This window comes from Pseudomonas arcuscaelestis (assembly GCF_016881005.1).
Lineage (GTDB): Bacteria > Pseudomonadota > Gammaproteobacteria > Pseudomonadales > Pseudomonadaceae > Aquipseudomonas > Aquipseudomonas arcuscaelestis.
Window position 1 is genome coordinate 220,176 of sequence record NZ_JACOPV010000007.1, and the last position, 25,897, is coordinate 246,072.

At 58.7% G+C, this 25,897-nt stretch carries 33 protein-coding genes; 12 read left to right on the forward strand and 21 right to left on the reverse strand.

Translation table 11 applies throughout. The features are described from left to right. Window positions 1–50: 50 nt before the first annotated feature. Window positions 51–332 carry an HU family DNA-binding protein gene (locus H8F21_RS12880; RefSeq protein WP_009398256.1) on the reverse strand — a complete coding sequence of 94 codons (282 nt, stop codon included), beginning with the start codon at window positions 330–332 and terminating at the stop codon, window positions 51–53. 408 nt (window positions 333–740) lie between these two features. On the opposite strand from H8F21_RS12880, the gene yejK reads away from it, so the two are divergent. Further along, the gene (gene yejK, locus H8F21_RS12885; RefSeq protein WP_203476318.1) at window positions 741–1,748 is read left to right on the forward strand and encodes a nucleoid-associated protein YejK; all 1,008 of its coding nucleotides are present in this window, start codon (window positions 741–743) and stop codon (window positions 1,746–1,748) included. On the opposite strand, the gene H8F21_RS12890 is transcribed toward yejK, so the two are convergent. The 14 genes from H8F21_RS12890 to H8F21_RS12955 form a co-directional block, all read right to left on the reverse strand. After that, entirely contained in the window at window positions 1,729–2,028 is a 300-nt protein-coding gene (locus H8F21_RS12890) for a GIY-YIG nuclease family protein (RefSeq protein WP_203476320.1), read from the reverse strand. The two genes, yejK and H8F21_RS12890, sit on opposite strands and share 20 nt — an antisense overlap. Window positions 2,029–2,067: 39 nt before the next feature. Beyond that, complete coding sequence (locus H8F21_RS12895) at window positions 2,068–2,538, reverse strand: nuclear transport factor 2 family protein (protein WP_203476322.1); 471 nt, start codon at window positions 2,536–2,538, stop codon at window positions 2,068–2,070. Between the two features lie 128 nt (window positions 2,539–2,666). Continuing rightward, the gene (locus tag H8F21_RS12900; protein ID WP_203476324.1) at window positions 2,667–3,950 is read right to left on the reverse strand and encodes a CynX/NimT family MFS transporter; all 1,284 of its coding nucleotides are present in this window, start codon (window positions 3,948–3,950) and stop codon (window positions 2,667–2,669) included. Next, the gene (locus H8F21_RS12905) at window positions 3,940–4,617 is read right to left on the reverse strand and encodes a FadR/GntR family transcriptional regulator (protein ID WP_203476326.1); all 678 of its coding nucleotides are present in this window, start codon (window positions 4,615–4,617) and stop codon (window positions 3,940–3,942) included. Before H8F21_RS12905 ends, H8F21_RS12900 begins: the two co-directional genes overlap by 11 nt. Before the next feature lie 136 nt (window positions 4,618–4,753). Then, on the reverse strand, window positions 4,754–5,800 hold the full coding sequence (hisC, locus tag H8F21_RS12910) for a histidinol-phosphate transaminase (protein ID WP_203584459.1): 1,047 nt from the start codon (window positions 5,798–5,800) through the stop codon (window positions 4,754–4,756). 2 nt (window positions 5,801–5,802) lie between these two features. Next, window positions 5,803–7,128 (reverse strand): histidinol dehydrogenase, encoded by a 1,326-nt coding sequence (gene hisD, locus H8F21_RS12915; RefSeq protein ID WP_203476330.1) that lies wholly within the window; start codon window positions 7,126–7,128, stop codon window positions 5,803–5,805. Window positions 7,129–7,254: 126 nt separating this feature from the next. After that, entirely contained in the window at window positions 7,255–7,890 is a 636-nt protein-coding gene (hisG, locus tag H8F21_RS12920) for an ATP phosphoribosyltransferase (RefSeq protein ID WP_203476332.1), read from the reverse strand. Between the two features lie 107 nt (window positions 7,891–7,997). After that, window positions 7,998–9,263: a UDP-N-acetylglucosamine 1-carboxyvinyltransferase gene (gene murA, locus H8F21_RS12925; protein WP_203476335.1), complete on the reverse strand. Its 1,266-nt coding sequence runs from the start codon at window positions 9,261–9,263 to the stop codon at window positions 7,998–8,000. A 24-nt stretch (window positions 9,264–9,287) separates the two neighbouring features. Next, a complete protein-coding gene (locus tag H8F21_RS12930) occupies window positions 9,288–9,527 on the reverse strand; it encodes a BolA family protein (protein ID WP_028942843.1) in 240 nt (79 codons plus the stop codon). A gap of 115 nt (window positions 9,528–9,642) precedes the next feature. Beyond that, window positions 9,643–9,948, reverse strand: coding sequence for an STAS domain-containing protein (locus tag H8F21_RS12935; RefSeq protein WP_203476336.1), 306 nt, complete (start codon window positions 9,946–9,948; stop codon window positions 9,643–9,645). Next, window positions 9,945–10,595 (reverse strand): MlaC/ttg2D family ABC transporter substrate-binding protein, encoded by a 651-nt coding sequence (locus H8F21_RS12940; protein ID WP_203476337.1) that lies wholly within the window; start codon window positions 10,593–10,595, stop codon window positions 9,945–9,947. The genes H8F21_RS12935 and H8F21_RS12940 overlap by 4 nt, the downstream gene beginning before the upstream one ends. A 9-nt stretch (window positions 10,596–10,604) precedes the next feature. After that, window positions 10,605–11,072: an outer membrane lipid asymmetry maintenance protein MlaD gene (mlaD, locus tag H8F21_RS12945; RefSeq protein ID WP_136477964.1), complete on the reverse strand. Its 468-nt coding sequence runs from the start codon at window positions 11,070–11,072 to the stop codon at window positions 10,605–10,607. Beyond that, window positions 11,072–11,869, reverse strand: a complete 798-nt coding sequence (gene mlaE, locus H8F21_RS12950) for a lipid asymmetry maintenance ABC transporter permease subunit MlaE (RefSeq protein WP_136477965.1) — start codon at window positions 11,867–11,869, stop codon at window positions 11,072–11,074. The genes mlaD and mlaE overlap by 1 nt, the downstream gene beginning before the upstream one ends. Further along, the gene (locus tag H8F21_RS12955) at window positions 11,869–12,678 is read right to left on the reverse strand and encodes an ATP-binding cassette domain-containing protein (protein ID WP_136477966.1); all 810 of its coding nucleotides are present in this window, start codon (window positions 12,676–12,678) and stop codon (window positions 11,869–11,871) included. Before H8F21_RS12955 ends, mlaE begins: the two co-directional genes overlap by 1 nt. Before the next feature lie 245 nt (window positions 12,679–12,923). Here H8F21_RS12955 and H8F21_RS12960 point away from each other — a divergent pair, with 245 nt between their 5' ends. The 10 genes from H8F21_RS12960 (at window position 12,924) to H8F21_RS13005 (ending at window position 19,926) form a co-directional block, all read left to right on the forward strand. Further along, window positions 12,924–13,898, forward strand: a complete 975-nt coding sequence (locus H8F21_RS12960) for a KpsF/GutQ family sugar-phosphate isomerase (RefSeq protein ID WP_203476339.1) — start codon at window positions 12,924–12,926, stop codon at window positions 13,896–13,898. Then, window positions 13,899–14,423 (forward strand): KdsC family phosphatase, encoded by a 525-nt coding sequence (locus H8F21_RS12965; protein ID WP_203476341.1) that lies wholly within the window; start codon window positions 13,899–13,901, stop codon window positions 14,421–14,423. An 8-nt stretch (window positions 14,424–14,431) separates the two neighbouring features. Then, window positions 14,432–15,004, forward strand: coding sequence for an LPS export ABC transporter periplasmic protein LptC (gene lptC, locus H8F21_RS12970; protein WP_203476343.1), 573 nt, complete (start codon window positions 14,432–14,434; stop codon window positions 15,002–15,004). Beyond that, window positions 14,991–15,515 carry a lipopolysaccharide transport periplasmic protein LptA gene (gene lptA / locus H8F21_RS12975; protein WP_203476346.1) on the forward strand — a complete coding sequence of 175 codons (525 nt, stop codon included), beginning with the start codon at window positions 14,991–14,993 and terminating at the stop codon, window positions 15,513–15,515. Before lptC ends, lptA begins: the two co-directional genes overlap by 14 nt. Then, complete coding sequence (gene lptB, locus H8F21_RS12980; RefSeq protein ID WP_133217061.1) at window positions 15,516–16,241, forward strand: LPS export ABC transporter ATP-binding protein; 726 nt, start codon at window positions 15,516–15,518, stop codon at window positions 16,239–16,241. A 178-nt stretch (window positions 16,242–16,419) separates the two neighbouring features. Continuing rightward, on the forward strand, window positions 16,420–17,913 hold the full coding sequence (locus H8F21_RS12985; RefSeq protein WP_203476348.1) for an RNA polymerase factor sigma-54: 1,494 nt from the start codon (window positions 16,420–16,422) through the stop codon (window positions 17,911–17,913). A gap of 77 nt (window positions 17,914–17,990) precedes the next feature. Next, complete coding sequence (hpf, locus tag H8F21_RS12990) at window positions 17,991–18,299, forward strand: ribosome hibernation-promoting factor, HPF/YfiA family (RefSeq protein ID WP_028942831.1); 309 nt, start codon at window positions 17,991–17,993, stop codon at window positions 18,297–18,299. Between the two features lie 12 nt (window positions 18,300–18,311). After that, complete coding sequence (ptsN, locus tag H8F21_RS12995; RefSeq protein ID WP_203476350.1) at window positions 18,312–18,776, forward strand: PTS IIA-like nitrogen regulatory protein PtsN; 465 nt, start codon at window positions 18,312–18,314, stop codon at window positions 18,774–18,776. A gap of 2 nt (window positions 18,777–18,778) precedes the next feature. Beyond that, window positions 18,779–19,633, forward strand: a complete 855-nt coding sequence (gene rapZ / locus H8F21_RS13000) for an RNase adapter RapZ (protein ID WP_203476352.1) — start codon at window positions 18,779–18,781, stop codon at window positions 19,631–19,633. Window positions 19,634–19,653: 20 nt separating this feature from the next. Next, on the forward strand, window positions 19,654–19,926 hold the full coding sequence (locus tag H8F21_RS13005) for an HPr family phosphocarrier protein (RefSeq protein WP_203476354.1): 273 nt from the start codon (window positions 19,654–19,656) through the stop codon (window positions 19,924–19,926). A gap of 17 nt (window positions 19,927–19,943) precedes the next feature. Here H8F21_RS13005 and H8F21_RS13010 read toward each other — a convergent pair whose 3' ends face one another. The 6 genes from H8F21_RS13010 to pmbA all read right to left on the reverse strand — a co-directional run bounded on the left by H8F21_RS13010 (window position 19,944) and on the right by pmbA (window position 25,238). Continuing rightward, window positions 19,944–20,837 carry a ZIP family metal transporter gene (locus H8F21_RS13010; protein ID WP_203476356.1) on the reverse strand — a complete coding sequence of 298 codons (894 nt, stop codon included), beginning with the start codon at window positions 20,835–20,837 and terminating at the stop codon, window positions 19,944–19,946. A gap of 11 nt (window positions 20,838–20,848) precedes the next feature. Then, complete coding sequence (locus tag H8F21_RS13015) at window positions 20,849–21,460, reverse strand: superoxide dismutase (RefSeq protein ID WP_203476358.1); 612 nt, start codon at window positions 21,458–21,460, stop codon at window positions 20,849–20,851. A gap of 2 nt (window positions 21,461–21,462) precedes the next feature. Next, entirely contained in the window at window positions 21,463–21,924 is a 462-nt protein-coding gene (locus H8F21_RS13020; protein WP_203476360.1) for a hypothetical protein, read from the reverse strand. Window positions 21,925–21,944: 20 nt separating this feature from the next. Next, window positions 21,945–23,321 carry a class II fumarate hydratase FumC gene (gene fumC, locus H8F21_RS13025; RefSeq protein ID WP_203584460.1) on the reverse strand — a complete coding sequence of 459 codons (1,377 nt, stop codon included), beginning with the start codon at window positions 23,319–23,321 and terminating at the stop codon, window positions 21,945–21,947. Then, window positions 23,314–23,715, reverse strand: a complete 402-nt coding sequence (locus H8F21_RS13030; RefSeq protein WP_203476364.1) for a FagA protein — start codon at window positions 23,713–23,715, stop codon at window positions 23,314–23,316. The genes fumC and H8F21_RS13030 overlap by 8 nt, the downstream gene beginning before the upstream one ends. 176 nt (window positions 23,716–23,891) lie before the next feature. Beyond that, window positions 23,892–25,238, reverse strand: coding sequence for a metalloprotease PmbA (pmbA, locus tag H8F21_RS13035; protein ID WP_203476366.1), 1,347 nt, complete (start codon window positions 25,236–25,238; stop codon window positions 23,892–23,894). 108 nt (window positions 25,239–25,346) lie between these two features. Here pmbA and yjgA point away from each other — a divergent pair, with 108 nt between their 5' ends. Further along, entirely contained in the window at window positions 25,347–25,868 is a 522-nt protein-coding gene (gene yjgA / locus H8F21_RS13040; protein WP_203476368.1) for a ribosome biogenesis factor YjgA, read from the forward strand. The last annotated feature ends 29 nt before the right edge of the window (window positions 25,869–25,897 follow it).

Here is a 25,897-nt window from a genome sequence, read left to right on the forward strand (position 1 = left end):
AAAACCGCGTCTGGCTCACACCAGACGCGGTTTTTTTTTGCTGTTTACAATTACTTGTTTACAGCGTCGGTCAGCACTTTGGCTGGCACGAACTTAACAACTTTCTTGGCAGCGATTTCGATGGCAGCGCCAGTCGAAGGGTTGCGGCCGGTACGGGCAGGACGCTCGGTGATTTTCAGTTTGCCAATGCCTGGCAGAGTGATTTCGCTGCCATTTTCCAGTTGATCAGCAACGATCTGACCCAGTTGCTCCAGAGCGTTACGCGCGGTGGTTTTCGGCGCGTCGATAGCTTCGGCGATGTCGGCGATCAGTTGGTCTTTGGTCAATGCCATGGTGGTGTTCCTTCCCTATCAAATTCAGTGAGTATGCAGAGTGCTGCGTCAGTCATCGAGCCAGACCTGCGGGGTAACCAGCGGTCCGGAGTTAAAGCCATGTCAATCGCGTATGTAGATACGCAAAAAGACGTTTGGTTCGACCTGACGCGAGCGGTCTGCCAGCAATGCGCCACACACGGTGCGCAAGACCGGGCAAAACTACCACAGGAATGGATAAATATCCGCTGCTGACACGGTAAATGTGCAGGTTTTTCGGGGGTTTGCGCGAAAAAACGCAAAAAATTGAACAAAAAACGAACAACCGACATTTCTGCCAACATCTGGCCGCAGAATCACCTTCGGCCTGAGGTACACTTGGCCACTTTGCAACGCGGCCCGCACCGCCCATTTTCAACCGAGAATCCCATGCCGATCCGTCATTGCATCGTCCACCTGATCGACAAGAAGCCCGATGGCAGCCCCGCTGTATTGCACGCACGCGACTCTGAACTTGCCGAGTCCGGCGCCATCGAAAACCTTCTTGCCGACCTCAACGACAGCTACAACGCCAAACAGGGCAAAGCCTGGGGCTACTTTCACGCCGAATCCGGCGCCCATCCGTTCAGCGGCTGGCTGAAAGAATACCTGGAGGATGGCAGCACCTTCACTGCCTTCAGCCGAGTTGCCGTCGAGCATCTGCAAAAGCTGATGGAGGAATCCAACCTTTCGGTGGGTGGCCACGTCCTGTTTGCCCACTATCAACAAGGGATGACCGACTACCTGGCAATCGCCCTGCTGCATCACAGCGAAGGCGTAGCGGTGAACGCCGAGCTCGATGTCACTCCGTCCCGTCATCTGGATCTTGGCCAGTTGCACCTTGCCGCGCGGATCAACCTTTCGGAGTGGCAGAACAACAAGGCGTCGAAACAGTACATCTCGTTCATCAAAGGCAAGAACGGCAAAAAAGTCTCGGAGTACTTCCGCGACTTCATCGGCTGCCAGGAGGGCGTCGATGGCCCCGGCGAGACCCGTACCCTGCTCAAAGCCTTCAGTGATTTTGTCGAAAGCGAGGATCTGCCTGAAGAAGCCGCCCGGGAAAAAACCCAGACCCTGGTCGACTACGCCACCAGTCAAACCAAGGCTGGCGAACCGGTGACCCTGGAAGAACTGTCCGGGTTGATTGACGAGGATCGTCCGCGCGCGTTCTACGAGCACATTCGCAACAAGGACTACGGCCTGTCACCGGAGATTCCCGCTGACAAGCGCACCTTGAACCAGTTCCGCCGCTTCACCGGACGTGCCGAAGGCCTGTCGATCAGCTTCGAGGCGCACCTACTGGGTTCGAAGATCGAGTACGACGAAGAGAACGGCACGCTGATCATCAAGGGGCTGCCGACCCAGCTCACCGATCAGCTCAAGCGTCGCAAAGACTGAGCCCCTGCCAGGAGGCCACCAAGGCCTCCTTCGCGCTCTTGCGCAGCTTCTTTACCAGGCGCTCCTGGCGCAATGCCTCGGCCTTGTCCGGCCACGCCTCGACATATACCAGCGCCACTGCCGGGCTAGTGCTGAAGTAACGGGCACCCTGACCTTTTTGATGAGCAATGAAACGCCGCTGCGGGTTATCGCTGATCCCGCAATACAACGAACCGTTGGCCGCGCGCACCAGATAGACATACCAGGTTTTTTTCAGCGCTTGGGCATTAGGTTCTGTCACGGCATCGACTGCAAAGGAGAAAGCGCCCAGCTTAACGCCTCAGCGGCCTGCCTGAAACGCTCGCAAGCCCTTAAGCGCCTGCCCACGCACTTTGCCCTGCACCAACGGCGTCCACCCCAGCAACAGCCCCGAGGTGCCCAACGCCTGCCGTGACCAGCGCCACAGACTGAAACTGTCATGGTGCTCGCAGATTTTTCCATCGCGAATAACGAAACGGGCCTGAATGTCATTGATCACGATACGACCGGTCTGGCTGAACAGGTAAGTAGCAACCCAATGCGCACTTGCGCTGCGATCATCGGCGCGCACGCTGTCAAAGGTCAGGGAGAAGTCCTTGGCGCGCGTGGTGAGCATGCGCCACATGTCGCCAGCGTCTTTACCACGCAAGGTACCAAAGGCCGGGTCACTGAAAACGATGTCATCGCTGTAGCACGCCACCATGGCTTCTGCATCCAGGCGCTGGAAAGCCTGGTAGAAGCGATTGATCAAAGCAGAGTTGACAGCGCTCATGAGGCGGGTCCGTTTCCGAAAGGAGGGACCCGCACGATAGTCTGCGCAAGTGGCAAAAAGCTACGAGCATTTAGCGGATGAATATCGGCAACATCCAAATCGCCAGCTAATGCATGACTCGTGACGCCTCACACACGCTCACTGACTACCTGAACATGCAGATTACGCCCAGCCTTTAAGCCAAAGCCAATGGCGCCGACGCCCAGGACGGCAAAGATCCAGCCGACTGCGTTCCAGCCACCGGTCAGGTCATGCACCAGCCCCACCGCAAATGGCCCCATGGATGCCAAGGTGTAACCCACGCCCTGAGCCATACTCGATAAATTGGCCGCCACATGGGCGTCTTTGGAGCGCAGCACGATCAGCGTCAACGCCAGTGCAAAGGTACCACCCTGCCCCAGGCCCAATACCACAGCCCAGCCCCAAAGACCTTCAATCGGCGCATAGAGGCATCCAAACAAACCAGCCAACGCCAACAGCATGACCAGCACAATGGCCAGGCGCTGATCTTGCCCGCGCGTTGCCAGCCAAGGTGCACTGAGTGAACTGATCAATTGCACTATCACCGAGCCGGACAACACCAAGCCCGCTTCGGTCGGCGACAGGCCACGGCCGATAAGAATTGATGGCAACCAGCCGAATACGATGTAAGCCAGTGACGACTGCAATCCCATGTACAGGGTTACCTGCCATGCCAGTGGATCACGTAGCAGGCCGCGTACTCGATAGGCCACATGGTGCGGCCCATGGCCCTGGCGCGCCTGAGGCAGCCACACCAGCGCAGCGAATAGCGCCGGAATCAACCAGAACCCCAGGCCCAACTCCCAGCTATTGCCCAAGTGCTCGCTCAACGGTACTGTGCCACCCGCCGCCATCGCCGCCCCCAGACACAGGGCCATGGTGTAGACCCCGGTCAAGGTTCCCGCATGCTTGGGGAAATCGCGCTTGACGATACCCGGCAGCAGCACGCCGATCACTCCAATACTGGCGCCGGCCATGACACTGCCGACGAAAACACCAGTGGCACCAAAAGCGCTACGCACGGCAATGCCCGCAGCCAAGGTCAGGAGGATGCCGAGAATGACTCGCTCACTGCCAAAACGCCGAGCCAATACTGGCGCCAACGGTGCGAACAACCCCAGGCAAAGCACTGGCAAGGTCGTTAGCAGTCCAGCCTGAGAGGCACTGAGGCCAAGGCTTTCGGAAACCAGGCCGAGCAGCGGCGCCATGCTCGACAATGCCGGGCGCAGATTCAATGCCACCAATACCAGGCCGACCAGAAGCAACCAGGGCCGCCTCAACAACAGCGGCTGCTGCTGAACCTGCTCGTCGTCAACCTCGGCATCGATCAGCAATTCTTCAAGCTCCGGGCCACTGGCCGCAGGAGCGCTAGGGGTAGTGTCATGCGCCATGGCAGTCTCGCAAGGTTGAGGATTCGTTTATCAACGTCCGACTCAGCGCTTTGGCTTTGTCCGAATCGCGTTGTTCGATGGCGTCGAGAATCTGCCCATGCAGGTCGAAAACCAGCTGGCAGCGCGGAGCGTGGCTCAAATTGTGATGGACGGTCGCAGCTACCACGCCGGAGAGGTAACGATACAGTTCGCTCAGGGCCGGATTGTGCGCAGCGTCGACCAGGCGCTGGTGAAAGATCAGATCGCAGTCTACGTAACGCTCGAGGTCTGCATGGAAATGCGCGCTGCTGTGCGCGAGCGCCTCACGCAGACCGTGCAGGTCTTCCTCGGTGCGGCGCAAGGCTGCCAGGCCAATCGCCTCTGCTTCCAGAATGTGCCGGGCTTCGCGTGCCTGCTCCAGGTTGCAACGCGACAAAGCCTGCACCGCCTGCAGCGGATCGACAGCCGTACGCAGGTAGCTGCCATCGCCCTGGCGGACTTCGACCAGGCCACTGAACGCCAACACACGCATAGCTTCACGCACAGTATTACGGCTAATGCCAAGCTCGGCGGCCAGCTCAGGTTCGGTAGGCAGACGCTGCCCTATCGACCAAGCACCGTTGGCAATGCGTTGACGGAGTTGATCGACAGCCTGTTCGACTAGAGAACGTTTGATTAGTAGCGTCATTTGCACTTACATCCAATCATCGGATGAATTTAGATGAGAGAGAATACCCCTCTCAAAAGTGCAAAAGCAATCGCGGGGGCAAGCCCACTCCCAATTTGTGAGAGCCAGCTTACCCCACGAACAACTCGAACGCGTTTCAGTTCAACGCATCAAGCAACGCTTGGTTCATCTCCGGTGTACCGATAGTAATGCGCAGGAATTGAGCTATACGCGATTGCTTGAAGTGACGCACGATTACCCCCTGCTCGCGCAGTTTTGCCGCCAATTCGCTGGCATCGTGCTGCGGATGGCGGGCAAAGATGAAGTTAGCGGCCGACGGCAGCACTTCAAAGCCACGCACAGTAAGTTCGCCCACCAGCGCTTGGCGACTGTCGATCACCTTGCGGCAGGTTTCATCGAAGTAGGTGCGATCGTCGAATGCCGCCGCAGCACCGACGATTGCCATGCGATCGAGCGGGTAGGAGTTGAAGCTGTTCTTGATCCGCTCCAGGGCCTCGATCAAGTCTGGATGCCCTACCGCCAGGCCAACTCGCAGACCCGCCAGCGAACGCGACTTGGACAACGTCTGGGTGACCAGCAGGTTGTCGTAGCGATCCACCAGGCTGATTGCCGTCTCGCCACCGAAGTCGATATAGGCTTCATCGACAACCACTACCGAGTTGGGGCTAGCCTTGAGCAACTGCTCAATGGCATCAAGCGCCAACAGGCAGCCGGTAGGCGCGTTGGGGTTGGGAAAAATGATGCCGCCATTGGCTTTGGCGTAATCGTTCACACGAATCTGGAACTGCTCGTCCAGCGCAATCTGCTCGAAAGGAATGCCATAGAGGCCGCAGTAGACCGGATAGAAGCTGTAGCTGATGTCCGGGAACAGCAAGGGCGCGCCGTGCTGGAACAGGCCATGGAAAATGTGCGCCAGCACTTCATCCGAGCCGTTGCCCAGGAACACCTGGTTGCCTTCTACCCCGTAGTAGTTCGCCACCGCCTGCTTGAGCAGATCGCTGTTGGGATCAGGGTAAAGGCGCAGATTGTCGTTCAACTCGCCACGCATCGCTTCAAGCGCCTTTGGCGATGGGCCATACGGGTTCTCATTGGTGTTGAGCTTGACCAGCCTGGCCAGTTTCGGTTGCTCACCCGGAACGTAAGGCACCAGGTCCTTGACGAAGGGGCTCCAGAATTTACTCATGCTCAGTTCCCCTTTTTGTCTGCAACGATGCGGTATTCGGCACTGCGGGCGTGGGCTGTCAGCGATTCGCCGCGCGCCAGGATCGACGCGGTGTGGCCGAGTTCCGATGCACCCTGCTCGGAGCAGAAGATGATCGACGAACGCTTCTGGAAGTCGTAGACCCCCAGTGGCGATGAGAATCGCGCGGTGCCCGAGGTAGGCAACACGTGGTTTGGCCCTGCGCAGTAGTCACCCAACGCTTCGCTGGTGTGGCGACCCATGAAGATCGCACCGGCGTGGCGAATCTGTGGAAGCCAGGCCTGTGGATCCGCTACCGAAAGTTCCAGGTGCTCGGGCGCGATACGGTTGGCCACTTCCATGGCCTGCTGCATGTCACGTACCTGGATCAGCGCACCGCGGCCGTTGATCGAGGTCTTGATGATCTCGGCACGTTCCATGGTTGGCAGCAGCTTGTCGATGCTCGCCGCAACTTTGTCGAGAAACGCGGCATCCGGGCTGACCAGAATGGACTGCGCGTCTTCGTCGTGCTCAGCCTGGGAGAACAGGTCCATGGCGATCCAGTCCGGATCGGTCTGGCCGTCACACACCACCAGGATCTCCGAAGGTCCGGCAATCATGTCGATGCCCACTTGGCCGAATACGTGGCGCTTGGCAGTCGCAACGTAGATGTTGCCGGGCCCGACCACCTTGTCCACCTGCGGCACGCTTTCGGTGCCATAGGCCAGCGCGGCTACCGCCTGCGCTCCACCAATGGTGAACACCCGATCGACCCCGGCAATACAGGCCGCCGCGAGCACCAGTTCGTTGACCTCACCGCGCGGGGTTGGCACCACCATGACTACTTCACCAACGCCGGCCACCTTGGCTGGAATCGCATTCATCAACACGGAGGAAGGATAGGATGCCTTGCCCCCCGGTACATAAAGGCCGGCGCGATCCAGTGGCGTGACCTTCTGCCCCAACACGGTACCGTCAGCTTCGGTGTAGCTCCAGGAGTCCTGCTTCTGCCGTTCGTGGTAGTTGCGCACGCGGCTGGCAGCTTTTTCCAGGGCATCGCGTTGGGCTTGGGTGATGCGAGTCAGAGCCAGCTCCAGGCGCTCACGACCGAGGATCAGGTCATCGATCGATTTGGCGTCTACGCCATCGAAACGCTGGGTAAATTCCACCAGTGCCGCATCACCGCGCTCACGTACAGCCTTGATGATGTCGAGCACACGCTGGTTGACCGCATCGTCAGACACACTTTCCCAGCTCAACAGATGATCCAGATGTCGGGCGAAATCCGGGTCAGCGGCATTGAGTCGGGCAATTGCAGTGGACGTGGTCATAGCGAGGGCCTCAATAAATGGCGATTGCTCAGGCACCCTAAGCTACCAGTCCATCCGCGCGGGCACCCGAGAAAATTGGCTATGACGCGGATAGACGGGCGCGACAGCGAAGGTCGCGCGCAGAGGTCAGCCGCGGTGTCGCGATTCGACAGCCTGGCGCAGGGTGTCGATCAGGCTTTGGATGCGGGCATGCTGCATCTTCATCGAAGCCTTGTTGACCACCAGCCGGGAGCTGATGGTGGCAATCATTTCCTGGGGTTCCAGGCCATTGGCGCGCAGTGTGTTGCCGGTATCGACGACGTCGATGATCTTGTCAGCCAGGCCGATCAGCGGCGCCAGCTCCATCGAACCATACAATTTGATGATATCGACCTGACGGCCTTGCTCGGCATAGTAGCGCTTGGCAACGTTGACGAACTTGGTCGCCACGCGCAGCCGGCCCTTTGGCTCGGGGGCGCCGATTGCGCCGGCAGTCATCAGCTTGCACTGGGCAATCTGCAGGTCCAGCGGCTCATAGAGACCCTGGCCGCCGTACTCCATCAGCACGTCCTTGCCGGCCACACCCAGATCGGCGGCGCCATGCTCGACATAGGTCGGCACGTCGGTAGCCCGTACGATCAACAGGCGTACATCGTCCTGCGTCGTAGGAATGATCAGCTTGCGGCTCTTGTCCGGGTTTTCGGTCGGAACAATACCCGCTTCCGCCAGCAGTGGCAGGGTATCGTCGAGAATCCGACCTTTGGATAGCGCGATGGTCAACATGGGAAACGTCGGTCCTTATGCGGCTACAGCCGGCCGGACCTGAGTTGGCCCGACCGCATTCAATTCGGTGCAGCAATTGGCTGGCGCGTCCCTGCGCCGATAACAGACTAGCCCGGTACGCGACGGATCTTGGCGCCCAGCATCTGCAGTTTTTCTTCGATGCACTCATAACCACGGTCGATGTGGTAGATGCGATCGATCAGGGTGTCACCCTCGGCTACCAGAGCCGACAACACCAGGCTGGCCGAAGCCCGCAGGTCGGTGGCCATTACTGGAGCACCCTTGAGGGTCTTGGTACCGGTAACGATAGCGGTGTTACCTTCGACCTGGATCAGTGCGCCCATACGATGCATCTCGTAGACGTGCATGAAACGGTTCTCGAAAATCGTCTCGATCACTGCGCCAGTGCCTTCGGCAATCGCGTTGAGAGAGATGAACTGCGCCTGCATGTCGGTCGGGAAAGCCGGGTACGGAGCGGTACGCAGGTTGACGGCTTTTGGCCGTTTGCCATGCATGTCCAGCTCGATCCAGTCTTCACCGGTGGTGACTTCGGCGCCGGCTTCCTTGAGCTTCTCAAGGACGGCTTCAAGAATGGTCGGGTCGGTGTCCTTGACCTTGACACGGCCACCGGTGACGGCAGCAGCGACCAGGTAGGTACCGGTTTCAATACGGTCTGGCATGACGCGGTAGGTTGCAGAACCCAGACGCTCAACGCCATCGATAGTGATGGTATCGGTACCGGCACCCTGAACCTTGGCGCCCATGGCGTTGAGGAAGTTGGCCAGGTCCACCACTTCCGGTTCACGTGCGGCGTTCTGCAGGACACTGCGGCCCTTGGCCAGAGCTGCGGCCATCATGATGTTCTCGGTACCGGTCACACTGACGGTATCGAAGAAGAAGTGTGCGCCACGCAGGCCGCCTTCAGGCGCCTTGGCCTTGATGTAACCACCTTCGACCTCGATCTTCGCGCCCATGGCTTCAAGGCCACGGATGTGCAGGTCGACAGGACGCGAACCGATGGCGCAACCGCCAGGCAGCGCCACTTCGGCTTCGCCGAAACGGGCAACCATAGGGCCCAGAACCAGGATCGAGGCACGCATGGTTTTAACCAGCTCGTACGGTGCGATCAGGGTCTTGATGGTGCGGGGATCGATTTCAACCGCGAGTTTCTCGTCGATCACAGGCTCGATGCCCATGCGTCCGAATAGCTCGATCATGGTGGTGATGTCGTGCAGGTGCGGCAGGTTGCCCACCGTTACCGGACCATCACAAAGCAGAGTACCGGCAAGAATCGGCAGAGCCGCGTTCTTGGCACCGGAAATGCGGATTTCGCCATCAAGGCGAACACCGCCAGTAATAATCAGTTTGTCCATTTCTGTCTCGCCGCCAATTTAGGCTCAGTTGCGCTCAGCCCAGGCTGCGCTGCTGAAAAATTTCATGGTTACCGCATGGATGCTGCCATCGGTGATCCACGGATTAAGATGAGCATAGATCTGCTGCTGACGCTTGACCGGGCTCAGGGCCGCCAACTCGTCGCTGATCACGTTCAACTGGAAGTTGCAGCCTTCGCCTTCAACTTCGACCCGGGTTCCCGGCAACTTTTCTTCAAGGAAGTTCTTAACTTCTACGGCCTGCATGCTCAACCTCAATCGGCGCCCTGTGCGCGCGGGTCGGCCATCATACAAAAAAGCCCCTCGCCTGCGAACCCCGTAAACGGAGACTCTGACAGAGGGGCCAGTTATTGGCTGGCGATCATTGACCGACCAGCACCTCATCGAGGTCGTAAACCTCGGCGATTTCACGCATGTCCTGTGGCATCGCACGCAACTCGACAGCCTTGCCGGCCGCTTTGCCATCGCGCATGAACGCCAGCAACAGCGACAGTCCGACGCTGCTCGATTTCTCTACCCTGGAACAATCGAGCACCAGGCTTTCAGCCTTGCAAGCTGCAATCAAAGCCTCGCCTTCCTTGCGCAAGGCTGGACCGCTGCGGTAGTCCAGTACCCCGGCCAGGCTGAGCACGCCGGGCTCGCTCATGGTTACGGCGCTATCACTCATTGTGCTTGCTTCTCGACTGCGTCGTCGGCAGTTTCCTTGGCCTTGGCCACTTCACCTGCCCAGCCATTGATGGTCTTGTCCAGGTCGTTGCCATTACGGTTCATGGCATCGGCGAATTGGTCACGGAACAGTTTGCCGATGTTGATGCCGTTGACGATGACATTACGCACTTTCCATTCGCCACCCAGCTTAGTCATGGTGTAGGACACCGGATAGACGGCGCCATTATTGCCCTTGACCGTCATGTCGACGCTGGCACGATCATCACCGTCAAGCTTGGCATTGCCGACGGTAATGCCCTGGTTGTTGTACTCGAGCAGGGCGTTGCCATAGAACTGCATCAGGCTGCGCTTGAAGTTTTCCTGGAAGCGCTGCATCTGCTCCGGGGTAGCCTTGCGCGAATACTTGACGGTCATGATGCTTTTCGAAATACCGTCGGCGTCCACAACCGGACCCAGGTTGGCATTGAGCGCATCGTAGAACGCACTTGGGTTGGCCTTGTACTGCTCCTTGTTGGCCTTCAGATCAGCCAGCAATTGATTGGTGGTGCCCTGAATCACCTCTTTGGGTGACTGGGCAGCCGCGCCAGCCATCAACGGCAGCGCCGCCAAAATAACCAGCAAACCGCGTCGCAGGATAGAAATCATGGAAACCCCTTATTTAGCTTCTTTGCCAACGGTATTGAGCAGGAACTTGCCAATCAGATCTTCCAGCACCAGCGCCGACTGCGTGTCATGGATGGTCGAACCATCCTTGAGTACTGCATCTTCGCCGCCCACGCTGATCCCGATGTACTTCTCGCCGAGCAACCCAGCGGTGAGGATAGATGCAGTGGAGTCGGTAGGCAGGTTGTCTACGCGTTTTTCCAGTTGCAGCGTCACTCGACCGGTATAGGTGTCACGGTCCAGATCGATGGCTGTGACCTTACCGATGGTTACACCGGCCATGGTCACTTTAGCTCTGACCGTCAAACCGGCGATATTGTCGAAATTTGCATAAACTTTATAGGTATCGCTGCTCGGGCTCGCCGACAGGCCACTGACACGCAGGGCCAGCAGAATCAGCGCCAGGATCCCGGCCAGGAGGAACAGGCCGACACCGATTTCCAGGGTGCGGTTTTGCATCAGAAATCTCCAAACATCAAGGCGGTCAGAATAAAGTCCAGACCCAGGACTGCCAACGAGGCATAGACCACGGTCTTGGTAGTGGCACGACTGATCCCCTCTGACGTGGGCTCGCAGTCATAACCTTGGAATACGGCAATCCAGGTAACAACGAAGGCAAAAACAATACTTTTGATCACGCCATTGAGCACGTCATCGGTAAACGACACGCTATTTTGCATGTTCGCCCAGAACGAGCCTTCATAGACGCCCAGCCAGTCGACTGCCACCCACGACCCACCCCAGATTCCCACCACGCTGAAAATCAGCGCCAGCAATGGCAGCGAGATGAAGCCAGCCCATAGCCGCGGGGCAACAATGTACTTGAGCGGATCAACACCGATCATTTCCAGGCTGGACAACTGCTCGGTGGACTTCATGTTGCCGATTTCGGCGGTAAGCGCCGAACCGGCCCGCCCGGCGAACAACAGCGCAGTGACCACCGGACCCAGCTCTCGCAGCAGGGTCAAGGCAACCATCTGCCCCACCGCCTGTTCCGAGCCGTACTTGGTCAGAATACTGAAGCCCTGCAGCGCCAGCACCATGCCGATGAACACACCGGATACGACGATAATCGCCAGCGACAGGACGCCGACCGAATAAAGTTGCCTGACCAGCAGTTGAAAACCGCCGCCAGTCCCACTGCGCCCTACCAGAGAATGCAGGAGGAACAGGAACGAGCGGCCGAGTATCGCCAGCACATCGATGGCCGAACGGCCAAAGCGGCGAATACGTTCGAGTAAAGATTTTCTGCGCATCAACGCTTCCCCAGAAGATCGGCGCGGTAATCCGGCGCAGGAAAGTGAAAGGGCACCGGGCCATCCGGGTCGCCTTTCATGAATTGACGAATGCGCGGGTTATCCGACCCCATCAGCTCATCCGGTGTACCCTGACCAAGCACCTGGCCATCACCCACCACGTAAATGTAGTCGGCAATACTGGCTGTTTCGGCCAGATCATGGGACACCACGATGCTGGTAATGCCCAACGCATCGTTGAGCAAACGGATCAGGCGCACCAGAACGCCCATGGCAATCGGATCCTGACCGACGAAGGGTTCGTCATACATGAGGATTTGCGGGTCCAGAGCGATGGCACGCGCCAAGGCCACACGACGTTTCATGCCACCGGACAGCTCGTCAGGCATCAATTCGATTGCACCGCGCAAGCCGACGGCCTGTAGCTTCATCAAGACGATATCGCGAATCATCTCGTCAGACAGCTTGGTGTGCACCCGCAGCGGAAACGCGACGTTCTCGAATACATCGAGATCCGTAAACAGCGCACCACTTTGAAACAGCACCCCCATTTGCTTGCGCGCATCGAACAGATCGCTGCGCGACAGCGTCGGCAGATTCTGACCGGCAACCCAGACTTCACCGCTGCTCGGACGCAGCTGTGCGCCCATCAGACGCAACAGTGTGGTCTTGCCGCACCCGGAAGGACCCATGATGCCGGTAACCTTGCCGCGGGGAATGCGTATATCGACATTATTGAAGATGCTGCGCGAACCGCGCTTGAAGGACAGGCCCTTCAATTCGACCGCGTAGGCGTTATCAACGCTCATCTAAACTCCTTGCGATGCACCCTTTTCACTCAGACGCGCGCCCCCTTCATGGAGGCACGAACGCCCGGAGCGGGCCGAACAGGCGGCGAACTATAGCATCGCTGATAGCGGCGCCCCAAGGCCGCCGCTGTGCTTGTTCAGCTACGGTTAAGGTTAATGAGCGAATGTATGACAATCACAAGGTGAGGGTTTTGCGCATTACCGCTATAATCGCCGCCTTTTCATCAGGCAATCCGATTTTCGACATGAGCCAATCCAGCGACCTGATCCAATCCGCGCAACGCACCATCCGTTTCGAACTCGAAGCGGTTGAGGGCTTGCTGGCCCACATCGACGCCGATTTCGTCAAGGCCTGCGAGCTGATCCTGGTCAGCAAAGGCCGAGTGGTAGTGGTCGGCATGGGCAAGTCTGGGCATATCGGCAACAAGATCGCCGCCACCCTGGCAAGTACTGGCACCCCGGCATTCTTCGTGCACCCGGCTGAGGCCAGCCACGGTGACATGGGCATGATCACGCGTGACGACGTCATCCTCGCCCTGTCCAATTCCGGATCTACCGCCGAAATCGTTACCCTGCTGCCGTTGATCAAACGCCTGGGCATCCAGCTGATCAGCCTCACCGGCAACCCGGACTCGCCCCTGGCCAAGGCTGCGGAAGTCAATCTTGATGCTCGCGTCGCCCAGGAGGCCTGCCCGCTCAATCTTGCACCGACGTCCTCGACGACCGCCGCGTTGGTATTGGGCGACGCCCTGGCCATTGCACTGCTCGAAGCGCGCGGTTTCACCGCTGAAGACTTCGCGTTCTCACACCCGGGCGGCGCCCTGGGGCGGCGACTGCTGCTGAAGGTCGAAAACGTCATGCACGCAGGCGAGGAATTGCCCCATGTGCAACGCGGTACCCTGCTCAAGGACGCGCTTCTTGAAATGTCTCGAAAAGGTTTGGGCATGACGGTGGTGCTCGAAGCCGACGGACGGTTGGCCGGGATCTTCACCGACGGTGACTTGCGCCGCAGCCTGGATCGCAGCATCGATGTGCACACAACCCTGATCGAAGACGTCATGACTGCTCATGGCAAGACTGCCCGCGCCGAGATGCTCGCTGCCGAGGCACTGAAAATCATGGAAGACCACAAGATCAGCGCCCTGGTGGTGATCGACAAGGACCAGCGCCCGGTTGGCGCCCTGAACATGCACGATCTGTTGCGTGCGGGAGTGATGTAAATGAGCCAGGACCTGCTTCAACGTGGCAAAGCCATCAAGCTCGCCGTATTCGACGTTGATGGTGTCTTGACCGATGGGCGCTTGTATTTCCTCGAAGATGGCAGCGAGTTCAAGACATTCAACACCCTCGACGGCCAAGGCATTAAAATGCTCATGGCCTCGGGCGTTACCACCGCAATCATTAGTGGGCGCAAGACCCCAGTCGTCGAACGCCGGGCCAAGAACCTCGGTATTCCTCACCTGTATCAAGGCCGCGAAGATAAAATGGTGGTGCTGGACGAACTTCTTGGCCAACTCAACCTAAGCTATGAACAGGTCGCCTATCTGGGCGACGACCTGCCCGACCTGCCGGTGATCCGGCGCGTCGGCCTGGGCATGGCAGTGGCCAATGCCGCAGCCTTCGTACGCGAGCACGCCCACGGGATTACCAAGGCCCGTGGCGGTGAAGGCGCCGCCCGAGAGTTCTGTGAGTTGATCCTGCAAGCCCAGGGCAATCTCGATGCGGCCAATGCCAATTACCTGTAGAGCGACACATGTTCAGTAAAAAGATTCGAACCATTGCGCTGTTCAGTGTGATAGCCGCCTTGCTGGTGGCGGTCGGCTACTGGAACATCAGCCCCGAAAGCTTCCTCGACAAGCCCCAGGCGACCGTCGACAAGAATGCAATCGATTACTACGCCACCAACGCCCACAGCGTGCAGTTCCTGCCAGATGGCAAAATGCAGTACGAGATGACCGCAGACAAGGTCGAGCATCTCATGGTCAGTGAAGTGACCCTGCTGACCAAGCCGGACCTGCAGATGTATCGCGGTACCACCTACCCTTGGCATGTGCAAAGTGAAAAGGGCGAGGTCAACCCTGACGGCACTGAAGTGGAACTGATCGACTCGGTACGGGTTGCCCGTACCGATGAAAAGAACCGCACCATGATCATTACCAGCAGTCGCATGACCGTATTCCCGCAGAAGCAATATGCTCAAACCGAGCAAGCCGTTAGAATCGACGGCGCCGGTGGCGTTACTACGGGCAATGGAATGAAAGCGTATTTGAAAGAAGGCAGGATGGACCTGCTTTCTAACGTAAGAGGACAGTATGAGGCTCGTTAAAACCCTCCCCTTTTTGCTCAGCCTGAGCGCAGCACTGGGAAGCGCGAGCGCCTGGGCCCTGCCGAACGACCGCGATCAGCCTATTCGCATCCAGGCCGACAACGCGCACCTGGATGACAAGAAAGGCGTAGCCACCTATACCGGCGACGTCATCATCACTCAAGGGTCGATGATGATCAAAGGCAATACCGTAACCATCACGCGCGCCCAATCCGGCGACATCGACGTGGTTACTTCGGTGGGCAACCTGGCCTACTTCGAGCAGCAACAAAGCGCCGCCAAGCCCGACAAGATGCAAGGCTATGCCGTGACCATCCAGTACCAGGCGCAAAAAGACCTGGTCGTGCTGACCGACCGCGCCAAGGTGATCAACGAAGGCAATACCACCGAAGGCGAGAAGATCGTCTACAACACCAAGTCCCAAGTAGCGACTGCCGGTCGTGGCGGCAACGTGACCACACCGCGCCAACGTATCGACATGGTGATCCAGCCGAAGAAGAAGGCCGAGTAAATGGCGACCCTCAAAGCTCAGCACCTGGCCAAGAGCTACAAGAGCCGACAAGTGGTACGCGACGTCAGCCTGTCTATCGACAGCGGCCAGATCGTCGGCCTGCTAGGCCCTAACGGCGCCGGCAAGACCACCTGCTTCTACATGATCGTCGGCCTGGTCCAGGCCGATCAGGGCCGCGTCCTGATCGACGACCTGGATGTCAGCCACCAGCCCATGCACGGCCGCGCCCGCGCAGGCATTGGCTACCTGCCGCAAGAAGCATCGATCTTTCGCAAGCTTTCGGTTGCCGACAACATCATGGCGATCCTCGAGACCCGCAAGGACCTCGACGCCGCCGGACGTCGCAAAGAGCTGGAAAGCCTGCTGCAGGAATTTCACATCAGCCACATTCGCGACAACCTTGGCATGAGCCTTTCCGGTGGCGAACGTCGCCGCGTGGAAATCGCCCGCGCCCTGGCTACCGCGCCTAAATTCATCCTGCTCGATGAACCCTTTGCCGGTGTCGACCCGATTTCGGTCGGTGACATCAAGCAGATCATCCACCACCTCAAGGCCAAGGGTATCGGTGTATTGATCACCGACCACAACGTCCGCGAGACCCTGGATATCTGCGAAACAGCTTACATCGTCAATGATGGTCAACTGATTGCCGAAGGCGACGCAGAGACTATCCTGGCCAACGACCTGGTCAAAGAGGTCTACCTGGGCCACGAGTTCCGCTTGTAAGTTCGATGCGACCAGCATTTGCCATGGGCTGCTGATCCGGTGAAATCCGGCTTAATTGATACGGCACCCTAGGCAAACGCTCCAATTTCAGGCATATAACTTGCTTAAAGTTGGCGCTTCGGTGCCCTTGTAGTGGATGGCGCATGTGCGCCGGCGAAAAAGGTGTTAAGCCCCTGCCATGAAACCATCGCTCGTCCTAAGAATGGGCCAGCAACTGACGATGACTCCTCAGTTGCAACAGGCTATCCGACTACTCCAGCTTTCTACCCTGGACCTCCAGCAGGAAATCCAGGAAGCGCTGGAGTCGAACCCGATGCTCGAACGCCAGGAAGAAGGCGAGGATTTCGACAACAGCGACCCGATGGCGGATAACGCCGAAAGTAAACCTGTCGCCGAAGTCCAGGACAGCAGCTTCCAGGAAACCACGCAAACTGTGGATAACCTGGAAGATGGCGAATGGAGCGAGCGCATACCCAACGAACTTCCCGTCGACACCGCCTGGGAAGACATCTACCAGACCAGTGCCAGCAGCCTGCCCAGCAACGACGATGACGAGTGGGACTTCACCACCCGCACGTCGGCGGGCGAGAGCCTGCAAAGCCACCTGCTCTGGCAGTTGAACCTGGCGCCGATGTCCGATACCGACCGGCTCATCGCCGTTACCCTGATCGACTGCATCAACAGCCAGGGCTACCTGGACGAAACCCTCGAGGAAGTCTGCGAGTCCTTCGATCCCGAGCTGGACATCGAACTCGATGAAATCGAAGCCGTCTTGCATCGTATCCAGCAGTTCGAACCGTCCGGAATCGGCGCGCGCAACCTCAGTGAGTGCTTGCTCCTGCAATTGCGCCAGTTGCCAGCCAATACCCCCTGGATGGCCGAATCCCAGCGACTGGTGCGGGACTTCATCGACCTGCTCGGCAGTCGCGACTACAGCCAATTGATGCGCCGGATGAAGCTCAAGGAAGACGAGCTGCGCCAGGTCATTGAGTTGGTCCAGAGCCTCAACCCTCGCCCGGGCTCGCAGATCGAGTCCAGCGAACCCGAATATGTAGTCCCCGACGTAATCGTACGCAAGGACAACGAGCGCTGGCTGGTCGAACTCAACCAGGAGGCCGTGCCGCGCCTGCGGGTCAATCCGCAGTACGCAGGTTTCGTGCGCCGTGCCGACACCAGTGCCGACAACACCTTCATGCGCAACCAGTTGCAAGAGGCCCGATGGTTCATCAAGAGCCTGCAGAGCCGCAACGAAACCTTGATGAAGGTCGCCACCCAGATCGTCGAACACCAGCGCGGTTTCCTCGACCATGGCGACGAAGCAATGAAGCCTTTGGTGCTGCACGACATCGCCGAGGCGGTGGGCATGCACGAGTCGACGATTTCTCGGGTCACCACGCAGAAATACATGCATACACCTCGGGGAATTTACGAGCTGAAGTACTTTTTCTCCAGCCACGTAAGCACCTCTGAAGGCGGCGAATGCTCGTCCACAGCGATTCGCGCGATCATCAAAAAACTGGTTGCCGCTGAAAATCAGAAAAAGCCATTGAGTGACAGCAAGATCGCTGGTTTACTGGAGGCACAAGGCATCCAGGTAGCCCGTCGCACCGTCGCCAAGTACCGCGAGTCCCTCGGCATTGCACCGTCGAGTGAACGCAAGCGACTGATGTAGCCCCTCGGATCGCCACAGCAGTTCAGTGGCAGGCGCAACACCTGCCTCTTATGCACGGGCAACAAAGGAGAAGCTGTATGCAAGTCAATATCAGTGGACAGCATGTAGAAGTCACCCAGCCGCTGCGCGAGTACGTAGAACAGAAACTGAAACGGCTGGAAGGGCACTTTGACAAGATTACCAACGTAACGGTGATCATGAAGGTCGAGAAACTGCAGCAGAAAATTGAAGCAACGCTGTTTATTCCCGGCGGCGAAGTGGTTGCAAATGCCGAACACACAGACATGTATGCAGCGATCGACGCCTTGACCGACAAGCTCGACCGCCAACTGAAAAAACACAAGGAAAAACAGCAAAGCCTGCTGCAAGGTGCAGCGGCCCGCTGATCCCCCTCATCCATGATCCGACTTGAAACCATCCTGACCCCCGGCCGTTCTTTAGTGAACGCGCCGGGTGGCAGTAAAAAGCGCGCACTCCAGGAAATCGCCACCCTGATCCACCGGGAAGTTCCGGACCTGGAGATGCAAATCGTTTTTGAAAGCCTGTTTGCCCGGGAGAAACTCGGGTCGACCGGATTTGGTAATGGCATTGCCATTCCACATTGCCGCCTAAAAGGCTGCACTTCCCCCATCAGCGCCCTGATACACCTGGATGCACCGATCGACTATGACGCCATCGATGGCGCCCCGGTCGATCTGCTGTTTGTCCTGCTGGTTCCCGAAGCGGCCACCGATGCGCACCTTGAACTGTTGCGCCAAATTGCCAGCATGCTCGACCGCAAGGAAGTGCGTGACCGGCTACGTGCCGCCCAGAGCAGTGAAGCCCTGTACCAGGTTGTACTGGACGTACAGAACGAGCACTGAACATGCGCCTGATTATCGTCAGTGGCCGATCCGGCTCCGGCAAGAGCACCGCCCTCGCAGTCCTGGAGGACCACGGCTACTACTGCATCGATAACCTGCCTGCCGGGCTGCTGCCGCAGCTGGCTGAAAACGCCCTGATCAACACCGAGTTGATGCAGCCGAAGGTGGCCGTGTCGATCGATGCGCGTAACCTCCCGAGTCATCTGACTCGATTCCCGGAACTTCTGGAAGACGCCCGAAGCAAGCACATTCAATGTGATGTGCTGTATCTGGATGCCGATGAAGAAACCCTGCTCAAGCGCTTCTCGGAAACCCGCAGGCGCCATCCGCTGACCAACGCCAATCGCTCGCTGGCCGAAGCGATCAAGGTCGAAACCGACCTGTTGGGGCCGATTGCCGACCTTGCCGACCTGAAGATCGACACCACCAATCTGAACCTGTATCAGTTGCGTGACTCGATCAAGCTTCGCCTGCTCAACCAGCCGGAGCCTGGCACTGCATTTTTGGTCGAGTCGTTCGGTTTCAAGCGCGGCATGCCGGTTGATGCCGACCTGGTGTTCGATGTGCGCTGTCTGCCCAATCCTTACTGGAAGCCGGAACTGCGCGATCACTCCGGGCTCGAACAACCTGTTATTGATTACCTGGCTGCACAGCCTGATGTCGAGGAAATGTACCAGGACATCTCCAGCTACCTGCTTAAATGGTTGCCACGCTTTGCCGCCAGCAACCGCGCTTACGTAACCATTGCCATTGGCTGTACCGGGGGACACCACCGTTCGGTTTACTTGACCGAACGCCTGGGCCAGTCGCTGCAGCAATCCTTGAAGAATGTCCAGGTTCGCCACCGCGACCTCTAGCCCACAGGACTACCGCCGCGATGCCCGCTCGTGAAATAACCATCATCAACAAGCTGGGGCTGCACGCCCGGGCTGCGGCAAAGTTCGTCGGCGTGGCCGGACGCTTCCCCTGTACGGTGCGCGTCGGTCGAGCCCCAGACAAACTGGTGGATGGCAAGAGCATCATGGCTGTAATGATGCTCGCCGCGGGCAAAGGCACCCAGGTTCACTTGCACACCGAGGGCGAAGAAGAAGATGCAGCGCTCACGGCACTGGTCGAACTGATCAACAACTACTTCGACGAGGGCGAGTAAGCGCCCTCGCCCGCCTCTTACGACAACGCCGTATCCATCACCATCATCAGGCAGAAGCCAACGCAAAGCCCCAGGCTTGCCAGGCGATGATGACCGTTGCTGCGTGACTCGGGAATGATCTCCTGGGTCACCACCAACAACATGGCCCCAGCCGCAAAGGCCAGGCCAAGTGGCAACAGCATCTGCGCCACCGTCACCAGCCAAGCACAAAGCACCGCCGCCACCGGCTCAACCAGCCCAGAGGCCGCGCCGATGGCGAAAGCCTTGAACCGCGCCATACCGGCTCCGGCGAGGACCAGGGCAATCACCAGGCCCTCAGGCACATCCTGCAACGCGATACCCATCGCCAGACTGTCGGCATCGGCCATCCCTCCGCCTGCCGACACGCCGATAGCCATACCTTCCGGAATGTTGTGAGCAATGATAGCAATGACGAAAACCCAGATCCGCGCCGCAATCACCGGCTGCTGGGTGTTGCCCACCAATGCCTCGGGCGAGGCGCCGGAGACTTTCAGGTCGACCAGGTAAAGGCAAAATGCACCGAACAACAAACCGAAGCTGATCAGCCCCCCGGCGCCCCATTTGCCCAGGCCAATCGCCTGAGCGGCGTCGAGGCCGGGAATGATCAGGGAAAACGCAGTCGCCGCCAGCATTACCCCTGCGCCAAAGCCCAGCAACGTATCGGCCAAGGCTACCGGCATACTGCGGATTACCAGCACCGGTACCGCACCCAGGGCGGTGCCCAGCGCACACAAGGCGCCTCCTTCGAGCGCACGCATCATGCGTGGCTCAAGGTCTAGCCAGGCAAAACCCTGTGCCACCAGCAGCGCGAAGCCAACCAGTAACAACAAAGTACCCAGCGCCAGGCGAAACAAGCGCACGCTGCCAATGGACATCACATCGGAACGCATACCGGAGCGACTCACGCCAGGGCAGTTACATAGCGGCGTTCTACCTCGGACCAATCGATCACGTTGTAGAAAGCATTGATGTATTCAGGGCGACGGTTCTGATACAGCAGGTAATACGCATGCTCCCAGACATCCAGTCCAAGGATTGGCGTATTGCCATTCATCAGCGGGCTGTCCTGGTTGCCACTGCTCTCCACGACCAGGGTCTTTTCCGGCGTTACGCTCAGCCACGCCCAGCCGCTGCCGAAGCGGGTCAACGCAGCCTTGGTGAAAGCATCCTTGAAGGACTCAAAGCCCCCCAACTGTGCATCGATCGCCTCGCCCACCGCCCCAACGGGCTCACCACCACCCTGAGGTGACATTACCGTCCAGAACAGTGAGTGATTGGCATGGCCACCGCCCTGATTGATGACCGCAGCCTGGAGCTTGTGTGGCAGTTGTTTCACTGCAGCGACCAACGCTTCTACCGACCAATCAGCCCACTCGGACCCTTCGACCGCTGCGTTAAGGTTGTTGATGTAGGTCTGGTGGTGCTTGCTGTGGTGGATTTGCATGGTCTGGGTGTCGATGTGCGGTTCCAGCGCATCGTAGGCGTAAGGCAATGCAGGCAAGGTGTAAGGCATTTTCAGTGGATTCCGTAGTGGTGTGCTGAAGACCCGACGCTTTCCTGACCGGCCAGTGCCACCGGTTGCGGGCCATGACTGTGAAGCAGGCGTTCGGTTCGCGGGTACTGGCCGTACTCGCTGATGAAATTCAGTAGTTCGGTATAGGTTTTGCTGCTATGACGCAGCGCCGCTTGGCGCAACGCAGGTGCCAGACGCTGATCCTGCATGGCCTGCAGCAACCGCTGGTGGACAGCGCAGAGGTACTCCGCGCTTTCCTGCGGTTGATTCAGGCGCAAGTGCAGATCGGCCAGGTTGTGATGCGCGATCACGCACACCGCAACCGCTTCGTCGGCGTCATGCCAGCGCTCGAATAACACCTGGGCCAGGGCCAGGGCCTGCAGGTACAACTCGCGGGCGTCTACCAGTTCACCTTGTTCGAACAGGCGGTTGGCGATCTCTGTGGTGCGTTTCCAGTGCTGCATGACAAACCTCCAGGGCGGTGTCAGATACCGCCAGCGGTGAGCTTTTCCGGGTCCAGCAGTACTTCAAGTTGGCTACGCGACAAGTCGGTGTGTTCCAGGGCCACGTCGATAATCGGGCGCCCTTGCTTGTAGGCGGTCTTGGCGATTTCCGCGGCTTTCTGATAGCCGATGATCGGGTTCAAGGCGGTGACCAGAATCGGGTTGCGCGCCAACGCTTCCTTGAGCTTGGGCTCGTTGACCTTGAAGCTGGCAATCGCTTTGTCCGCCAGCAAGCGGCTGACGTTAGCCATGAGCTCGATGCTGCTGAGCAGGTTCTGGGCAATGATTGGCAGCATGACGTTGAGCTCGAAGTTGCCCGACTGCCCCGCCACCGCGATGGTCGCGTCGTTGCCGATAACCTGTGCGGCTACCATCGCGGTGGCTTCCGGAATCACGGGGTTTACTTTGCCGGGCATGATCGAAGAGCCAGGTTGCAGGCCCTCAAGCTCAATTTCGCCCAAGCCTGCCAATGGTCCGGAGTTCATCCAGCGCAAGTCGTTGGCAATTTTCATCAGGGCGACGGCTGTGGTCTTGAGCTGACCCGACACTGCCACGGCGGTGTCCTGCGAGCCGATCAATGCAAACAGGTTTTGCCCCGGTGTAAACGGTATTTGGGTGAGCGTGGAAAGCTGTTGGCTGAAGCGCACGGCAAACTCCGGATGAGCATTGACCCCGGTCCCTACCGCCGTACCGCCCTGGGCCAGCGCCTGTAGGGCGGGCAACGTCGACTCAATGTGTGCGACAGCTGCCCGGACCTGCGCCGCCCATCCACCGAGCACCTGGCTCATGCGCACGGGCATCGCATCCATCAAGTGGGTGCGACCGGTCTTGATGAATGGATGCACCTCAACAGCCTTGCGCTCGATCACCTGAACCAGATGCCTCAAGGCCGGCAGCAGTTGCTCGTGCAATGCCAGAGCGGCACTCACATGAATTGTGGTGGGGATGATGTCGTTGCTGCTCTGCCCGCAATTGACGTGGTCATTGGGGTTGATGTTGTCGCCAAATATGCGACTCGCCAGGGTGGCAATCACCTCGTTGGCGTTCATGTTCGAGCTGGTGCCGGAGCCGGTCTGAAAAATGTCCACCGGGAAGTGCTGGATGAAATCGCCGGACAGAAGCTGCTCTACCGCCTTGACGATAGCCTCGCCCTGCCCTGCTTGCATTTGTTCGAGTTCGACGTTGGCCTTGGCTGCAGCAGCCTTGGCCAGCAACAGTGCACGAATGAACTGTATGGGCATGCGTTGTTGGCTAACCGGGAAGTTGTTTACCGCTCGCTGGGTTTGAGCGCCATAAAGGGCTTCGGCCGGCACCTGCAGTTCACCCATGCTGTCACGCTCGATCCGGGTATTACTCATCATCAAATCCTTGCATCAGTTCAGCGAAAGAAATCGAAGGCAGCAGCGTGCAGTTCGCCAGTTGCAGGGCGAGAGGCTGCCAACGCTGGCCGTGCTCGCCACCATCGAGCTTGCGCAGCTGCAGCAGTGGCTTCCAGGCCTGATCCAGGCACAAGCAGCGCCAATGCCAAGGCAGCATGCGATCGCAGGCGGTATCCAGGAGCAGACGGAATGAGGTCAGGGCGACGGTCCATGCCGAAGTCTCGGTGCAGCACACCAGATAGCGACCTTCAGCCAGGTAATGTTCGATCAAGCGCGGCTCGTCCGGCTCCATCGCGCAACGTATGCGGCGACTGAGCCAGCGCCAGTTTTCGAGGTAGGGCAATTCGTGAAGGACAGGTTTCATGAACATCATCGCCTAGATAATGATATTCATTATTAAATGATAATTATAATCAGTTCAAGTCGAGCAGTGCAGATTAAACAAAAAGCCCGACACATGGCCGGGCTTCTTGGGGAAGGCGCGGGATTGCCCCGCGATGGGTTTTCCTTCAGTGGACACAATCGCAGGGCAAGCCGCGGTTAAGCAAATCAGCTACCGGCGACGGTCATCCGTTCAATCAACACCGAGCCCGTATGAATATTGCTACGGGTTTCCAGGTCATTCCCGATCGCGACAATCTGCTGGAACATATCTTTCATATTGCCGGCGATCGTGACTTCTTGCACGGCGAACTGAATTTCGCCGTTCTCGACCCAGTAACCTGCTGCGCCTCGCGAGTAGTCACCCGTCACCATGTTCAAACCGTGCCCCATCAGCTCAGTTACCAGCAACCCTCGGCCCATGCGCCGAATCAGTGCCGCCTGATCCTCCACACCATGGGTTACGTACAAGTTATGCACTCCACCGGCGTTGGCGGTACTCGGCAAGCCGAGTTTGCGTCCGGAATAAGTCCCCAGTACATAGGACACCAACTCCCCTTTTTCGACGAACGGTTTAGCGTAGGTCGCCAGGCCATCGCCATCGAATGCCGCGCTGCCCAGTGCGCGCATCAGGTGTGGACGCTCATCCAGGGTCAGCCAGCTGGGAAACAGGCGCTGGCCCATGGTTCCTTCCAGGAACGACGACTTTCGATACAGGCTGCCACCGGAAATCGCCGAGAGGAAACTGCCGAACAAGCCACCGGCGAGCTCTGCGGAAAACAACACCGGAACCTCACACGTGGGAACCGGACGGGCGCCCAGCCGGCTGGCCGCCCGCTGCGCGGCACGCTGGCCGATGCTGCGCGGATCGGCGAGCAACTCACCCTGGCGATTGACGTCGTACCAATAATCGCGCTGCATTTGCCCATCGGCTTCGGCAATCATTACGCAACTGAGGCTGTGGCGAGTCGATGCATAGCCGCCAATAAAACCATTGCTGTTGCCATACACACGGCAGCCTTGATGAGTGCTGAGCGTGGTGCCGTCGGCGTTCTTGATTCGCGTGTCGGCCTCGAACGCGGCAGCTTCGCACGCCAGCGCCTTTTCGATGGCCTGCTCAGGGGTGATATCCCAGGCGTGATACAGATCGAAGTCAGTCAGGTCACGCGCCATCAGCGCCGGGTCGGCCAAGCCTGCACAGTCATCTTCAGAGGTGTGCTTGGCGATTGCCAGGGCGGCCGCGACGGTCTCGCGAATAGCGTCGGCGCCACTGGCCGAGGTACTGGCCGAGCCTTTGCGCTGACCGACATACAGGGTGATGCCAAAGCCCTGGTCACGGTTGAATTCCACGGTTTCCACTTCACGCTGGCGCACCGACGTCGACAAACCCTGCTCCAGCGACACTGCCACTTCACAGGCGCTGGCGCCCTGGCGCTTGGCTTCGGCAATAATCTGCTCAACCTGCTCCTGCAAGGCCGGCAGGGCCTGTGGACCTACGCTCTGGACTGCACTCATGGTTTTCTCCACTCAAATTCTGCGTTCGGCACGGGTCAATCTACGACCGGACCGGACAAGCGGCCCCCGACTGGTTATCATGGCGGCGATTCTCAGCGGACTGCCCCCATGGTTGATTCTTACGACACCGCCTTTGACGGCGAAAAAAGCAAAACTCAGGTAAAGCGCGAAATGCAGGCCCTGGTCGAGATGGGCGAGCGCCTCACTACGCTCAAGCCCGATATCCTGGCCAAATTGCCGTTGACCGACGAACTGCGCGCCGCTCTGGAAGAGCACAAGCGGCACACCGCCAACGAGGCGAAAAGACGCCATCGGTCGTTCATCGGCAAGCTCATGCGTGACCAGGACATCGACGCCATCACTGCGCTTCTTGACCAACTCGACGCGTCCTCCCGCCAGTACAACGAGCGTTTCCACAACCTTGAACGCTGGCGCGACCGACTGATCAATGGCACCGACGATGTCCTGGAGAAATTCGTCCAGGAATTCCCGGATGCTGATCGCCAGCAACTGCGCTCGCAAATCCGTCAGGCCCAGCATGAGCTGAAAACCAACAAGACGCCGACCGCTAGCCGCAAGATCTTCAAGTACATCCGCGACCTCGACGAGATCCAACGCGGCCTGCGTTGACCCTCGCTACCGGGCAGGCAACCTGCCCG